This window comes from Paenibacillus sp. EB106-06-01-XG199 (genome assembly GCF_058791575.1).
Genome location: NZ_JBYTDQ010000005.1, coordinates 52,016 through 67,762 on the forward strand (window position 1 = coordinate 52,016; position 15,747 = coordinate 67,762).

Here is a 15,747-nt window from a genome sequence, read left to right on the forward strand (position 1 = left end):
GGTGCATGAGGCGTGGAAACCAAAAAAGTAAAAAGATTCGGAAATATCGTCAACGACATTCCGCTGAATTATAAGTTCATCCTCATTTACATCGTGGGTGTGCTGTTGCCGATTATGGTGATCAATCTGGTCTTTCTGGACCGGATCTCGGATTTGATCAAATCAAGGGAGCAGCAGAACCTGGAGATTTCTTTGGAGCGGGCGCGAAAGGACGTTCATGATTTTATCGAAGGTGGTGTAGCTGTCAGCTACACGCTGTCTGCGGATAAGAGTCTGTATGAAATGCTGGACCGGACGTATAAGGACTCGATTGACTTTTACAGTACCTATGATGAGCAGCTGCGGGACCGGCTCAACAGCTATATGCCGGTGAATAATCAGATCGAGCGGATCAGTGTGTTCACCAATAATACATCGATTGTGTCCGGCGGCAACTATCAGATCATGAACCAGAAGGTCTGGAAGAGCGAATGGTACAAGCAGGCGAAAGCATCGGGCAACCGGGTTATTGTCACCGCTTACAGGACTAGCGAGAATGAGCTCAGTACCTCCTCCATTCCCACACTTAGCGTAGTTGAGCAGATGGACAATTACAGCTCACTGAATAAATTTGATAAGCTGCTGCGGATTGATCTGGATCTAAGTGAAATTTACGACATCATTGTCAGGGAAAAGGACTATCTTAGCCTATACCTGGTCAATGAGCAGAATCAGATCGTCATGTCAGCGGACGGCGGTTACCAGCGGGTGACAAATGAGCCGTATCCGCTGTTCAAACAGCTGGATGACGGCCAGCAGGAGGACCTTCATGTTGTGGCTGTGGGTACAGCCAATTACCTCAAGGGCTGGAGAATCATTGGAATTACCCAGGGAGAGCGGCTTACCCAGGCCATTCTGGATATGCAGCTGTATGCGGCAGTTCTGGCCACTACAGTCACCTTACTGACCTCCTGCTTTATCTACGTGATGTTAAGATCCTATAATTACCGCGTAAAACGGCTGTCCAGACATATGCAGAAGGTATCGAACGAAAAGTTTGAGCTGATCCGCATCGACGAGGGCCGGGATGAGATCGGCGGCCTGATCCATAATTTCAACCGGATGACCTCCAGGATCAATTCGTTGATTAATGATGTGTATAAGCTGGAGATTCAGAGCAAGAATCTGGAGATGGAGCGGGTCAGGGCGGAGCTCAATTTCCTGCAAAGCCAGATGAACCCGCATTTTCTGTTCAACACCTTAAATGCAATTCTTGTGGTCTGCACCAAAAACAACTACTCCGATGTGACAGATATTGTGAAGAGCTTGTCGAAGCTGCTGCGCAGGCTGCTCAGCTGGAAGGAGGATGTGGTGTCGGTGCAGGAGGAGATGTTGTTTATTGAAATGTATCTGAAGATTGAAAAGTTCAGGTTCAGGGATAAATTTGACTATCAGTTTGACATTGATGAGCAGGCGCTGCGGTACAAGATTCCCAAGCTGAGCATGCAGCCGCTTGTGGAGAATTCCTGCAAGCACGGCCTGCAGACCATAGAGGGGCTTGGCATTATTAAAGTGAAAGCTGCAGTTCAGGATAACCGCCTGCAGATCACGGTTTCGGATAACGGCAAAGGGATGGAAGCCGCGAAGCTGAAAGAGCTGCTGTCCGCGGTCTCCACGGAGGACTCCTCTGGAGCGAACATCGGACTCCGCAACGTGTACCGCAGACTGGAGCTGAATTATGCGGATCAGGTCCGCTTTGAGATTGTCAGTGCGCCGGACCAGGGGACTATAGTTTCCTTCGGTATCCCGCTTAAGCTGCTTGAACAAATTAGTCCGCCGGGAAATGAGGGGAACTTATGAAGTATAAAGTGCTGTTGATTGATGATGAGCCGAGTGCCCTGGAGGGTATGCTGCTGTGGATTGATTGGCAGGAGCTGGGGTTCGAGGTGTGCGGAACCAGCAGCAATGGCAGGGAAGGGCTGCAGCAGATGAAAGAGCTAGAGCCGGATCTGGTCATTACGGATGTGAATATGCCGCTGCTGAACGGGCTGGAGATGATTGCCGCCTGGCAGCGGGAGGGCCAAAGAGAGATTAAATTTGCCATATTGAGCGGCTACAGCGAGTTCGAATATGCCCAGACAGCTATCCGGTATGGCATTAACCATTATCTGCTCAAACCGGTATTTCCGGAAGAGGCGGCGGAGGAATTGCGGGAAATACATCAGGAGCTGAAGCAGGAGACCCGCAGCCGGATGATGAATCTGATCGCGGCGTCGGAGGAGAGCAGTACTCTTATTAAGGAACTGCTGAATGAAAATCCGGTGGACAAGACCTATACTGCGCTGTATGCCAGGCTGTCGGAGGGTATCAGCTACTGGAACCTGTGCCTGATTCAAAGTACGCCGGAAATGTACGCGGAGGTAAGAGAAAAGGCGGCATCCCTGCTGACCGGGAAAGCTGCGATGTATTTGATTGATCTGGAGGCGGGAAGCTTCGGCATTGTGTACGGGAGTTCCCCGCATGCCGTGGAGGGCGACGGCATTCATGAGCTGACGCTTGCCTTGCGTGAGGCGTACCCCGGCCAGCCCTTATTTATTGCAGGTGGAGACTGTGAAGAATCCTTATGCAATATAGCGAACTGCTACCGGACGGCCAAAGAAGCGCTTATGCATTACTTCTACCAGCCGGAGAATCCCGGATTGTTGGCCTATCGGGAGATCCGTGAACAGACATTCAGCTATCACTATGATCCTATCCGGCTAATCGATGCCTTGCTCAGCCCGGTCAATACCTTGGATATTGCCGGTTACCGCCAGGCAGTTGAAGCGGCAGCCCGCGGCTTTCGGGAGAAGCGGGTCGCCCCGGAGGTAGTGAAGAAGTTTGCAATTCATATTATGTACCGCATACAGGAGCTGACCCCTGAAGCGGGCGGAGAACACGGGGAGAATACGGCCAAGGCCTTTAAGCTTCCTGAAATTCAGCATTCCATGATGAGTTTGAGCGGGCTAATGGACCACCTGCGGGTCTTCGGCGAGAGCTGTATTGAACTGCTTCTGCAGGAGCAGGACAAGTGCTCGCACGGGATTGTGCGGGAGATCAATCAGTATATGCAGCAGCATTACCGTGAAAGCCTGAGCATTCAGAAGCTGGCAGAAGTCTTTTTCCTGCACCCGGTTTATCTGGGACAGCTGCTAATGAAGAAGAACGGAATTAACTTCAATGAGCAGCTTCATAACCTGCGGATTGCGGAGGCTTCGCTGCTGCTGCGTGAGCATAAATTAAAGCTTTCAGAAATTGCCGAGCAGGTGGGCTATGCCAATTATGGACAGTTTCTGAAGCAATTTGAGAAGAAAATGCATATGGGTCCGAATGAATACCGGAATGCAAAGTTCTAAACTTTTTGGGGATACACCTTTAATTCAGTCGTATTTTACAGGTATTATCACCTCTATAATTTATGAATGTAAGTGCTTACAAGATGCAGCGTCAAAAAATTATGGAGGTGCTTTATGGGGGGCAAGTCTAAAACAACGTTTAAGTTTTCCCTGATTATGCTGTTATCCCTGAGCTTTACCCTCGCCGGATGCGGCGGGAACAACAACACCAAGAACAACGCTAAAGCGGAAGAGACCGGTGGAGCACAAACTACGGCGGCTGCAACTACGGGCGACAAAGCCGAGCCGTTCAACATCAGCATCTTCCTCGGCGAAGCCGGACAGCAGCCGACACCGGACAATAAGATTTACAAGAAAATCAAAGAAGAAACGGGTGCCAGCTTTAATTTTGAATTTTTGGCGGGCGACATCAACCAGAAGCTGGGTGTTATGATTGCCGGCCAGGATTACCCGGATATGATGACGGGCAATACGAAGCTGACGGCTGCAGGCGCCTACATTCCGCTTGAAGATTTGATTGAACAATACGCACCGAATTTGAAAGCGCATTACGCTGATTACTGGAACATGATGAAAGACCCGAATGACGGACATATTTATATCCTGCCAAATTACGGGGTGTATAACGGTAAGGTCAATAGTGCCTATTACTCGGGGCCTGCCTTCTGGATTCAAAAGGCAATCCTCAAGGAGTTCGGTTATCCAAAGGTCAAGACGCTTGATGAATATTTCGATCTGATTGAAAAATATAAGGAGAAATATCCAAAGATTGACGGAAGCCCGACCATCGGGTTCGAAATTCTTAACTCTGACTGGAGAAACTGGGGGCTGTTCAATGCGCCGCAGCATCTGATCGGCCATCCGAACGATGGCGGTGTAGTTGTAAATGACGGTGTGGCCGAAATTTTTGCAGACAAAGATTATGCCAAGCAATACTACCAGAAACTGAACGAAGTCAACCAGAAGGGCCTGATCGACAAAGAGACCTTTGTTCAGAACTACGACCAGTATATGGCGAAGCTATCCAGCGGTACGGTTCTGGGGATGTTTGACCAGCACTGGAACTTTGGCTCCGCCGAAGAATCGCTGACCACGCAGAATAAAATCGAGCGTACTTACGTAGGTCTTCCGCTTGTATACGACACGGCTACTAAAGACTACTATCGCGATAGAGCGGCTTTGAACCTGAACAACGGCTTCGGGATCAGCATCAACGCTAAAGATCCGGTGAAGATTATCAAACTGCTGGATACACTGATCAGTGAAGACTGGCAGAAGACGTTTGCCTGGGGGATTGAAGGCGAGGATTACATCGTGAACGAGAAAGGCCGCTTCATGAGAACGCAGGAGCAGCGCGATAAAGCTACAGATGCGACATGGCAGCTTGCCAACAAGGCCAAATCGCTGTACAGCTGGATGCCTAAAATCGAGGGCAGCTTCAACGACGGCAATGCCACCGGCGTATCCGAGCAGCCTGAAGAATATCAAGCCGGCTTAAAACCTTTTGACAAGGAGTTCCTGGATGCTTATGGCTTTAACAGCTATGTCGATTTCTTCAGCGAACCCCCTGCCAACCCTGTCTATTACCCGGCCTGGTCCATTGATTTGGTGGAAGGCTCAGATGCCAAAATTGCCAGCACCAAGCTGAATGAATTGTCGACAAAGTTCCTGCCTAAAGCCATCCTTGCCAGCCCGGCTGAATTTGATTCCGTCTGGGGCGATTATGTCGGAGAGGTTAAGAAGGCCAATGTAAAGGCTTATGAAGACAAGATCAATGAGCAGATAAAATGGAGAATTGATAACTGGAGTAAATAACGAAGCAAAGGTGGGGGGCCGGCTCCGGCCTTCCACCTGCTAAATTAAAATAATGGAGTGGGGAGACAACAACTATGGATGAGACCCTAGAAATAGATACCGTCGTCCGGCATCCCAACAAAAAGAAGAAGAAGCGGCCCGTCACCTGGTCGTTGATCAAAAGCCAGAATCAGCTCATATGGATGTCTGTACCTCTAATGCTCTATATTATTCTTTTTGCCTATGTCCCCGTTTGGGGCTGGACAATGGCTTTCCAGAATTACAAGCCGGCCAAGTCCTTCAGCGAACAGGAATGGGTAGGATTGAAGCAATTCAAGTTTCTGTTTACCGATGATAACTTCCTCCGGGTGCTGCGCAATACATTGGCGATGGGGATTATCAATCTTGTGCTTGGTTTTGTTACGGCCATCGTACTCGCGCTGCTGCTGAATGAAATCAAGAAGGTGTTCTGGAAAAGAACCGTGCAGACAATTTCCTATCTGCCGCACTTTTTGTCCTGGATTATTGTTACCGGGATTGTGGCCACCTCGCTGTCCATCAATGACGGGATTGTCAACATCGTTCTGATGAAGCTGCATCTGATTAAAGAACCGATTCTATGGCTCAGTGAAGGCAAGTATTTCTGGGGAATAGTAGGTGCCTCGCATGTATGGAAGGAAGTCGGCTGGAATACGATTATTTATCTCGCGGCCATTGCTTCCATTGATCCAGCACTTTATGAAGCCGCCGAAATTGACGGCGCGAACCGCTACAAGAAAATGATGTTTGTAACTTTGCCTGGTATTAAAGCAACGATCGTAATTCTGATGATTATGTCCATAGGGCATGTCCTGGAAGCGGGCTTTGAGGTTCAGTACCTGCTCGGCAACGGGCTTGTTGTGGACTGGGCGGAAACGATAGATATATTCGTGCTTAAATACGGGCTTGCCCAAGGGAATTATTCACTCGCGACTGCTGGCGGGATTTTCAAAACCGTCGTCAGCGTAACATTGCTGCTTATGGCTAACGGAATTTCTAAGCGGCTTGGGGAAGAGAGGCTGTTATAACCATGGATAACCGACAAATTAGCCCTCAGCAAAAAGCAGGCTTCACGATGAAAAAGAGCTTAGGCACCGGCAGGCTTGAACCGGTTCTATTCACTTCGTTCAATACGGTCTTTATGATCTCCCTGGTGCTTGTGACATTATATCCGTTCCTCAATACCATTGCTGTTTCGTTTAACGCGGGCAATGATACGATCCGCGGGGGCATTTACTTATGGCCGAGAGTCTGGACTGTTCAGAACTACAAGGCGATCTTTGCCTCGGGGACGATTTATGACGCATTTCTGATATCAGTGGCGCGCACAGTAATTTCAACGATTCTAAACATTTTCCTGACGACCATGCTTGCCTACACATTAAGCCGGAAGGAATATGTATTCCGTAAACCGATCACTGTGATCTTTGTACTCACCATGTATTTCAGTGCCGGTTTGATTCCAGGGTATTTCCTGATCAAGGATCTGCACCTGCTGAACAACTTTTGGGTATATATTCTCCCGTCCATGATCAGCGCATTTAATATGATCGTCATCCGTACGTACATCGGCACGATTCCGGAAAGTCTGCTGGAGTCGGCGAGAATCGACGGTGCAGGGGATTTCAGAATTTTCATGAAGGTTGTTTTCCCTTTGTGCAAACCGGTACTTGCTACCATTGCCCTGTTTGTGGCTGTCGGCGCGTGGAACTCCTGGTTTGATGCCTTTATCTATACCTCCTCCAGACAGAATCTTAGTACCCTGCAATATGAGCTGATGAAGCTGCTGTCTTCAACGATGAATTCCAACAGCAATCCGAACGTTTCCGCCGGGGTAGGGATGGATCAGGAATCGGCCAGAGCATTGGTGACCCCGCTGTCGATCCGGGCAGCTATTACCGTAGTGGCTTCGGTACCTATCTTGCTCGTCTATCCGTTCATGCAGAAATATTTCGTGGTTGGTCTAAATGTGGGCAGTGTGAAGGAATAACGCAGCCGTAATTAACGATACAGAAAGGTTGTCTGCAGGAATATGAACCCTTCTTCAACACAATACACGAATCCGGTTCTTCCGGGTTTCTATCCCGATCCGAGCATAACCCGGGCTGGAGAAGATTATTATCTGGTGTGCAGCTCCTTTGAATATTTTCCGGGAGTGCCGATTTTTCACAGCCGGGATCTGATTCACTGGCAACAGATCGGCCATGTGCTGGACCGGATCAGCCAGCTGGATATCCGCGGCTGCGGCAGCTCCGACGGCATTTATGCACCGACGATCCGCTATCATGAAGGAACCTTCTACATGATTACAACGGATGTGCGGGGAAGAGGCAACTTTTACGTTTCAGCAACCGATCCTGCGGGGCCCTGGTCAGATCCGGTCAGTATCCCGTTCGGGGGGATCGACCCTTCCCTGATGTTTGACGAGGATGGCAAAGTTTATGTGACCACTCAGCAGGGAGCTAATTATGATTCCCATGTCATCCAATATGAGATTAATATTACTACCGGAGAGGCGTTGACCGAACCGGTTGTGATCTGGACCGGCGACGGCGGGCCTTGGACGGAAGGTCCGCATTTATACAAGATAAACGGATTGTATTATATTATGGCTGCCTCAGGCGGGACGGCCAAGGAACACCGTGAGATTATCGGGCGCAGCAGTTCCCCGTACGGGCCGTTCGAGCGGCTGCCGCAGCCCATTCTGACACACAGAGGGATTGATCACCCGATTCAGTATTTGGGCCATGCCGATCTGATTGAGGGGCCGGACGGGAACTGGTGGGCTGTCTTTCTGGGTGTGAGGCTTGGAGAACACGGCTACGGGGTGCTCGGACGGGAGACGTATCTTGCACCGGTGCACTGGAATGAAGACGGCTGGCCGATGATTGATAATAATGAAGGAACAGTTGAGCTGGAGATGAACGTGGCGCGTCCGTCAAAAGGTTCGCCGCAGCCTGCCGAGTATAATGGCCGGCATGAATTTGCAGACAGCATACTGCCGTATGCACTGACCTTTCTGCGCAATCCGGCAGAGGGCAGCTGGTCTTTGCAGGCACGTCCGGGCTGGCTGGCGCTTCGCGGACAGCCGTGTAGTCTGAACGAGATCGGCCAGGTGGCATTCGCCGGCAGAAGGCAGCAGCATGTGGCTGCGGAATGGAGCACCCTGCTGGAGCTGGATAGCGGGGCGGACGGTGAAGAAGCCGGTCTATGCGCCCGTATGAATGAGCAGGCGCATTATGAAATTGGCCTGGCACAAAAAGACGGCCAAAGAGTGATATCCGCCTATTTGACGGTGAAAGGACATACACAGCTTGCGGCGGAGGTTCCTGCCCCAACCGGCAAAGCCTACCTGAAAATTGCAGCCGATGCTGCCGGATATTATCTTCTCTATTCCTTGGACGGTGAGAAATGGATCAAGCTGGCTTCGGGAGCTGCCTATGCCTTGTCGCCGCAAGCGGTAGAAGGCAACGGCTTTACTGGTGTCGTAATCGGCCTGTACGCTACAGGCCATGGCAAAACAACGGAAGCGACGGCTTACTTCGACTGGTTTGATTACCGCTCATTATAGGCTCACAAAACTTGAGTCTATGCTAACAAAACTTAGGCGTATGCTTCTGAAGTAAGTTTTGTACGAAGTGAATCCAGTGAAGTAACGCTCACAAAACTTTTAGGAGGGCAACTCATGAGGGGCATTAACAGCTTTACCGAGCCTGCGCTGAAGACGGTGTTCGCGGACGATTTCAAGATTGGAGCGGCGGTGAATCCGCGGACGATAGTGTCGCAGGAACATTTGCTTGCCTATCATTTCAATAGCATTACCGCTGAGAATGAAATGAAATTTGAGAGCTTGCATCCGGCAGAGGATGTGTATGATTTCAGTGAGGCGGACAAGCTGGTTGCCTTTGCCCGGAAGCATCAGCTGGCGATGCGCGGCCATACCCTGGTCTGGCATAATCAGACGACCGACTGGCTGTTCCAGGACAAGGCAGGGAGTCCGGTAAACAAGGAGACGCTGCTGGCCCGGATGAAGTCACATATGGATATGGTTGTCGGACGTTACAGAAATGATATTTACGCCTGGGACGTAGTCAACGAAGTGATTGCCGATGAAGGGAAAGCGCTGCTCCGCCCGTCCAAGTGGCTCGATATTGCCGGGCCGGAGTTTATTTCCAAGGCGTTTCAGTTTGCCCATGAAGCGGACCCTAAGGCTCTGCTGTTCTATAACGACTACAATGAATCGCATCCGCATAAACGTGATAAAATCTATGCTCTGCTGAAGTCGCTGCTGGAGCAGGATGTGCCGGTGCATGGTGTCGGTCTGCAGGCGCACTGGAATTTATATGATCCGGCGCTGGATGATGTCCGCGCAGCGATCGAGAAATACGCTTCGCTGGGGCTACAGCTACAACTAACGGAGCTGGATATGTCACTCTTCCGCTTTGACGACAAACGGACGGACCTGAAATCGCCTCCCGCAGAGCTGCTTGAACTGCAGGCAGAGCGTTATGAGGTGATGTTCCGGCTGCTGAAGGAATACGGTGAGGTAATTACCTCGGTGACCTTCTGGGGAGCGGCGGACGATTATACCTGGCTGGATGATTTCCCGGTCCGCGGGCGGAAGAATTGGCCGTTTCTGTTTGACGAGCAGCATGCTCCGAAGCCTGCTTATAACCGGCTTGCTGTTCGGAACAGCTGAGAACGGAGCGCGTGAGAAGGCAGACGAAACCATGATTACGGCTGGGAGTTTCGGTGCAGAATTCAACTAAGGCATTTCCCCCGTTTGGACGTTTTAGGGCTGCTGCACTGCTGTATTCAATTTTGCAATACTCTTCAAGTGCGGTAAGTCCCGTCAGCCCGAAACTGTGTATGCTATACTGTGGCTAAAGAGGTGGGTCGGCCATGGAAAGCTTTACGGGCAAAGGTGTCCGAGTGTTTGCGGAGAAAATAATCAGAGTGTTCGCCGTATTATCCGTATTCGCTGTGCTGCTTAAAGATTATGCCGCTGATCCCGGATCAGCGGTATTTTTGGCGTGTTTTGCTTTGCTGCTGCTAATCAATGATTATGCCAGAAGCAGATACTTATCCGTAGCGGGGACGCTGTGGTCTTTTTCTTTTGTGTTGAGCAATTTATGCGCTGGTTTTTTGCTGTGGAAAGTGTATTGTACCGGAACACAGCTTTATATCATTATTTTGCTTGTGGAGCTCATCGTGGGTACGCGGAAGGTGCCTGTGCCTCTTTTGCTGTTGCATATGGGGATTTTCAGCGCTTCTCTGGCAGCCGGTCATACCGCAATGAAATACATAATAACTTCCTATGCAATCATGTTCACCATTGTCTACCTATTCAGGAATGCTATGATTGATAAGACCAGAACACAAGTGTTGAATCAGGAACTGGAGAAGGCTAATTTGGCGCTGAAACAGTATTCAGTAACGGTCAGAGAGCTGACGCTGAGCAAAGAAAGGACAAGGATTGCCCAGGAGCTGCATGATTCATTGGGGCATTATCTGACTGCATTAAATATGCATCTAGAATTCGCCCACAAAGCTGTAGACCTGGAAACGGACAAAATCAGGAGTGTTGTTGGCCAATCCTACCAGCTGTCAAGAGAATGTATGGTGCAGCTCAGACAGGCTGTGCTGCTGCTGAATGAGGAGCAGCACGTACAGGAGCTTTCACTCCGGCGTCAGCTCCTTAACCTCTTCGCCCATTTCCAAGCGGCCGGGCAAACCCGGTTTGAACTCAATATGGATGAGGATATAGAAGCTGTGAACTTCGAGATTAAAGACTGCATTTATAAAACGGTTCAGGAATCAATCACTAATGGAATCAAACATGGGAAAGCCACACTGTTCTCCCTGGCTATCCATAAAAGTCCCCGGCAGATTTCATTGCTTATTGCCAACAACGGAACGGGATGCAGGGAGGTTATCAAGTCGAACGGAATTCAGGGGATCGAACAGCGGATTCACGCTTTGGGCGGTACCGTTCAATTCGATTCTAATCAGGATTCAGGTTTTAAAGTGCAGGCGAATATTCCTAAAATGGTTGATTTCTAGCATAGGCAAGGAGGAGCAGCAGTTATGGTGAGTATTATAATTGCAGACGATCAACTGATTGTGAGGGAAGGCTTGAAAATGGTTTTGAGCCTTCAAGCGGATGCAAAGGTAATCGGAGAGGCAGCGAATGGACAGGAACTGCTCCGGCTGCTGGCCGATTACTCTCCTGACGTGATTTTGATGGATATCAAAATGCCGCTGATGAATGGGATTGAGGCGACCAAAGCTGTGAAAGAGGGGTATCCGGGGATTAAAGTAATCATCCTTACTACTTTTAATGACAGGGAGTTTATCCTTGCCGGGCTTAAGCATGGAGCGGATGGATACATCCTTAAGGATTCGGCTTCAGAGGATATCATGGCGGCCATTCGATCGGCCTGCGAGGGTAACATTATGCTGAATCCGCAGATTACCCGGGAATTGGTGGACGCCCTTAACTCGGCAGGGACGATTCATAGTTTGCCAACGGAGAATGGAACTCCCGCTGTCTCCCCCTGGCTCACGCCAAGAGAGCTTGAGGTGGCCAAGGGGATTATGGAGGGGAAAAGCAACAAAACCATCAGCAACGAGCTGTTTATTACAGAAGGCACGGTAAAAAACTATGTTTCCAGAATGCTTAACAAACTTGAATTAAACAACAGAACCGAATTGACCCTGTATTTGCAGAAGCTTAATATATAACTCCGCCGGATAACCCGTTCTTCAGGAGAGAGGGGCTGTTTTGTCTCCTCCTGACCTTCCTTCCTCTAACCTATATGACTAAAGTAATACTGAAATTGCTTACTAAAGCAACCCCTTGATTGGGGACTTAAGTGAATATCCCTGTTCGAAGCGTGGCGATAAAATGATAACAGAGTAAGAGTTATCGTAAAGGGGACCACGCTGATGCTTGAACTGAACCATGTGACGAAGAAATATAAGGATTTTACGGCTGTAAAGGATATTTCGTTAAATGTGCAAAGCGGTGAAAGGTTCGGCTTGCTCGGACCGAATGGTGCAGGCAAATCAACAATGGTGTCGATGATAAGCACTGTGCTAAGGCCAACCGCAGGGACGATTACTGTCGATCACAAACTGCTCAGCGGAAAGCCCGGAGAGATCAAGAAAATAATGGGGATTGTACCGCAGGATTTGGCGTTGTACCAGGCGTTAAGCACCAAGGACAACCTGGAGTTCTTTGGCAGTCTATATGGACTTTACGGCAGCAGATTGAAGAGCAGAACCGAGGAAGTTCTGGACATCATTGGACTCAAAGAACGAAGAAACCAGGCCGTGTCCGAGCTGTCGGGAGGAATGAAGCGCCGGGTCAATATCGGTGCCGCGTTGATGAATGATCCTAAATTGCTCGTACTAGATGAACCTACGGTAGGGATTGACCCCCAGTCCAGGCATCATATTCTGGAAACGGTAAAGAAATTAAACCAGGACAGAGGCATGACGGTTATTTATACCAGCCACTACATGGAAGAAGTGGAGTATCTGTGCAAGCGGCTTGCAATAATCGACCATGGCTCCCTTATTGCGCTGGGGAGCAAAGAGGAGCTCAAGCTGAACTTGAAGGCCTGCGATACGCTGACGGTGGATTATAGTGAAGGAAATGAAGCAGCATTGGGCCAGCTCGAGCAAATCTCCGGTGTCACCAAGGCAACTGTGGAAGGCAAACATATTAGTATGCTTGTCTCTACCGGGGAGAGAAGTGTGATTGATATTGTTGATGATATTAGGAACCTGGGCTTCCGGCTAACCGGATTCAAGTACGAAGAGATGAATCTTGAAAGCCTTTTTCTCCAAATTACAGGCAAAGCCTTAAGAGAGGAGTAGAAGGTGATGCCATGCGAAAACTGATCACATTATTTTTACTGGATTTCCGGTTGCTGACCAAAAATAAATGGTTCTATCTGAAGCTGATTTTGTTTCCTTCTCTACTGATTCTCATTCTGGGCACGGCATTCGGCGGATCAGACTCCAGTGTGAAGGCGTTTGACGTTGCTTTTTATAATGCGCATAAAAGCGTTGCTGCTCAAGGGAGCCCGCTGGCCTTAGGGAAATCCTTAAAGAATGTTTTTATGCGGGAAGATCTGCGGAAAGTCATACATTTGCAGGAAGCGGCCAGCTATGACGAGGGCAAACAAAGAGTCGAAGACGGTCATGCCTCTGTTTTTATATATGTGCCGGATAACTTTACGAATGCTGCAATAAAGCAGGAGGCGGCGAACCTTGTTGTGATCGGAGAATCTGCCAAAACGCTCCAAACGGCAATCGTGAGGACTATACTGGAGCAGTTCTGTGAGCAGCTCAACCTGTTAAATGAAGAGAAGTCTGCGGTTCTCCAGTTCTCAAACGGCGGTAACGGTCTTCCGCAAGCCCAAATCGCGGAGCTTCAAAGCCATATATTCAATTTCAGCGGCCGTTCCCCGGATATCCCGACGGTTTCAACGCAAAAGGATGCGGTGCCGGTAGATGCGATACAGTATTACTCCATTGCCATGGTAGTTATGTTTTCGATCATGACGGCCTTTGTGCTGGTGCACAGCATCGTAGATGAGCGGCAAAACCATACTTTATTCAGAATACGTTCAACGCCTGCTTGGGATGTGCAGTATGTTTTAGGCAAATTGAGCGGAATTATACTGGCGATTGTATTGCAAATGTCTTGCGTAATTCTCATCAGCTGGCTGGTGTTCGCAATGAGCTGGGGCCAGCCCCTTGAGCTTTTGATGATAACGGTTGTGTATGCTTTTGCCATAGGAAGTCTTGTGCTGCTCTGGGGATTTATTGCCAAAGATCATACGACTGTATCCAGCTTGGCTTCACCTGTGCTGTATATTTTCAGCTTTTTGGGCGGAAGTTTTGTCAGTAGAAGCGAATTGCCGGAAAGTCTGCGGATCATTCAGGGGCTGCTCCCCAACGGAAAAGCAATTAATGCGTACCTCAGTATCAGCCAAAATAACGGACTTGCCGGATCGTATAAAGATTTGCTGGAGCTGATAGGGCTGGGAGTCATCTGTATTATCGTATGCATTAGTCAATACAGTGGGAGAAGGTGGAGTTTTCGTGCAATTTATCATCATGCTGAAACATCAGCTGAAACAGATATTTAGCAATCGAATAGCCGTTTTGGCGATGATGGGCCTTCCACTAATTCTAACGTATCTGTTCTCGTTCTCTACAGGCAGCATGCCGGATACTATATATGCTGCAGATGATGATCACAGCATGTACTCCAAGCAATTATTAGAGCTGATTAGTCAGCGCAGCGGCTTGCGGGTGATTAATACCGATGTGAAAAGCATTAAGGATAAGGTGGACGCGCAGGATATTCCTTTTGGATTTGTGATCGGGCAGGATTTCAGCAGCATGTTGCTGTCAGGACAGGAGCTTCCCCTCAGCTTTGTGCAAAATGAGGAGAACGGCGAGGGGGCGCTGCTTAAAGAGGTCATCGCCGGTGAAGCTGGCACAATTCGTAAAGTAGTCAATGACTCGGAGTATATGTCCGGTCATTTACAGCTGAATGCTGATTCAATGTCCAGATATTTATTTACAGCATTAAAAGGTGCTTCGAAACCGAGCATTATTGTGCAGACTCTGAACAGCAGTGAAGAGGGAGAGAACAAAACTACTGCCGAAAGGTTTACAGGCTTTATGGCGATGTTCATTTGGTTTGTAGTCGTTCAGGGCTTAAGATCGCTGGTCGACGAAAAGGAAAACAAAACCGTAAACCGGCTATTGAGCACACCCGTCAGCTATATGAAATATCTGCTCTCAAAAATGGCCGCAGCGTTTTTATTTGGCATTATTTATATTTCAGTCATACTGCTCTCAGGAAAATATCTGCTGAGAGTAAACATGATAAATCATAATCTGCCTGTTCTCGTTATGCTGCTTGCCATGTATTTATTCGCCTTAATTGGATTAACCATGCTAATCCTTCCATTTATGAAGAGCCAGAAGCAGTTTACCTCCGCAGCTTCCATTATTGTCGCGGTTACCGGGATGCTGGGGGGCTCCTTCTTCTCCATGCAATTCGCTCCAAAGGTTATGAGGACTATCGGTAAATTCACACCTGAGGCATGGGTTATCCAAGTAACATCCGTTATGAACATCCGGGACGGTTCGATAGGTTCAGCAGTTATCGCCCTTGCCGGGATTGGATTCTTGGGACTGGCCGGAGCTTATGTATTTATGCGCAAAGAGCTTAGAGGATTAGAGGGATGTTAATAATCATAACGGTGAGTGGGAAGTGATAATATTGGGCATTACAGAGCTTGCAGGAATCATCGAGCTGCTCGCAGGTCTCATCATCAATGTATGGATTGGAGCGTTTGGGAGAATCATCTTTAAAAAGGATGACAAAACCTCCAGAGTTGTACTGAGAATCTTGGGTGTGTTCTTGCTGATTAACGGGATCTCAAGAGCCTTTCATGTCTGAAGTTTGCGTCCTCCTGACCGGGAGGATTTTTTGTTTGTTAATTTCTAC

Annotated in this window: 13 protein-coding genes; all 13 read left to right on the forward strand. The window is 48.9% G+C overall.

What is annotated here, in order from left to right; translation table 11 throughout:
• Nucleotides 1-12 precede the first annotated feature (12 nt).
• Nucleotides 13-1,839: a cache domain-containing sensor histidine kinase gene (locus tag AC3WT9_RS18755; RefSeq protein WP_341379790.1), complete on the forward strand. Its 1,827-nt coding sequence runs from the start codon at nt 13-15 to the stop codon at nt 1,837-1,839.
• Nucleotides 1,836-3,374 (forward strand): response regulator transcription factor, encoded by a 1,539-nt coding sequence (locus AC3WT9_RS18760; protein WP_341379789.1) that lies wholly within the window; start codon nt 1,836-1,838, stop codon nt 3,372-3,374. Before AC3WT9_RS18755 ends, AC3WT9_RS18760 begins: the two co-directional genes overlap by 4 nt.
• Before the next feature lie 114 nt (nt 3,375-3,488).
• Complete coding sequence (locus AC3WT9_RS18765) at nt 3,489-5,189, forward strand: type 2 periplasmic-binding domain-containing protein (protein WP_341096309.1); 1,701 nt, start codon at nt 3,489-3,491, stop codon at nt 5,187-5,189.
• 74 nt (nt 5,190-5,263) lie between these two features.
• Nucleotides 5,264-6,235: an ABC transporter permease gene (locus AC3WT9_RS18770; RefSeq protein ID WP_341096307.1), complete on the forward strand. Its 972-nt coding sequence runs from the start codon at nt 5,264-5,266 to the stop codon at nt 6,233-6,235.
• Nucleotides 6,236-6,282: 47 nt separating this feature from the next.
• A complete protein-coding gene (locus tag AC3WT9_RS18775; protein ID WP_341379788.1) occupies nt 6,283-7,197 on the forward strand; it encodes a carbohydrate ABC transporter permease in 915 nt (304 codons plus the stop codon).
• Nucleotides 7,198-7,239: 42 nt separating this feature from the next.
• Nucleotides 7,240-8,778, forward strand: a complete 1,539-nt coding sequence (locus tag AC3WT9_RS18780) for a glycoside hydrolase family 43 protein (RefSeq protein ID WP_341379786.1) — start codon at nt 7,240-7,242, stop codon at nt 8,776-8,778.
• 114 nt (nt 8,779-8,892) lie between these two features.
• A complete protein-coding gene (locus AC3WT9_RS18785; protein ID WP_341096300.1) occupies nt 8,893-9,906 on the forward strand; it encodes an endo-1,4-beta-xylanase in 1,014 nt (337 codons plus the stop codon).
• Nucleotides 9,907-10,109: 203 nt separating this feature from the next.
• The gene (locus AC3WT9_RS18790) at nt 10,110-11,270 is read left to right on the forward strand and encodes a sensor histidine kinase (protein ID WP_341379785.1); all 1,161 of its coding nucleotides are present in this window, start codon (nt 10,110-10,112) and stop codon (nt 11,268-11,270) included.
• A gap of 27 nt (nt 11,271-11,297) precedes the next feature.
• Nucleotides 11,298-11,951 carry a response regulator transcription factor gene (locus AC3WT9_RS18795; protein ID WP_341097782.1) on the forward strand — a complete coding sequence of 218 codons (654 nt, stop codon included), beginning with the start codon at nt 11,298-11,300 and terminating at the stop codon, nt 11,949-11,951.
• Nucleotides 11,952-12,155: 204 nt separating this feature from the next.
• A complete protein-coding gene (locus tag AC3WT9_RS18800; RefSeq protein ID WP_341096297.1) occupies nt 12,156-13,091 on the forward strand; it encodes an ABC transporter ATP-binding protein in 936 nt (311 codons plus the stop codon).
• Between the two features lie 11 nt (nt 13,092-13,102).
• The gene (locus AC3WT9_RS18805; RefSeq protein ID WP_341379784.1) at nt 13,103-14,371 is read left to right on the forward strand and encodes an ABC transporter permease; all 1,269 of its coding nucleotides are present in this window, start codon (nt 13,103-13,105) and stop codon (nt 14,369-14,371) included.
• The gene (locus tag AC3WT9_RS18810; protein ID WP_341379783.1) at nt 14,325-15,488 is read left to right on the forward strand and encodes an ABC transporter permease; all 1,164 of its coding nucleotides are present in this window, start codon (nt 14,325-14,327) and stop codon (nt 15,486-15,488) included. Before AC3WT9_RS18805 ends, AC3WT9_RS18810 begins: the two co-directional genes overlap by 47 nt.
• A 31-nt stretch (nt 15,489-15,519) precedes the next feature.
• Nucleotides 15,520-15,699 (forward strand): hypothetical protein, encoded by a 180-nt coding sequence (locus AC3WT9_RS18815; RefSeq protein ID WP_340896542.1) that lies wholly within the window; start codon nt 15,520-15,522, stop codon nt 15,697-15,699.
• The last annotated feature ends 48 nt before the right edge of the window (nt 15,700-15,747 follow it).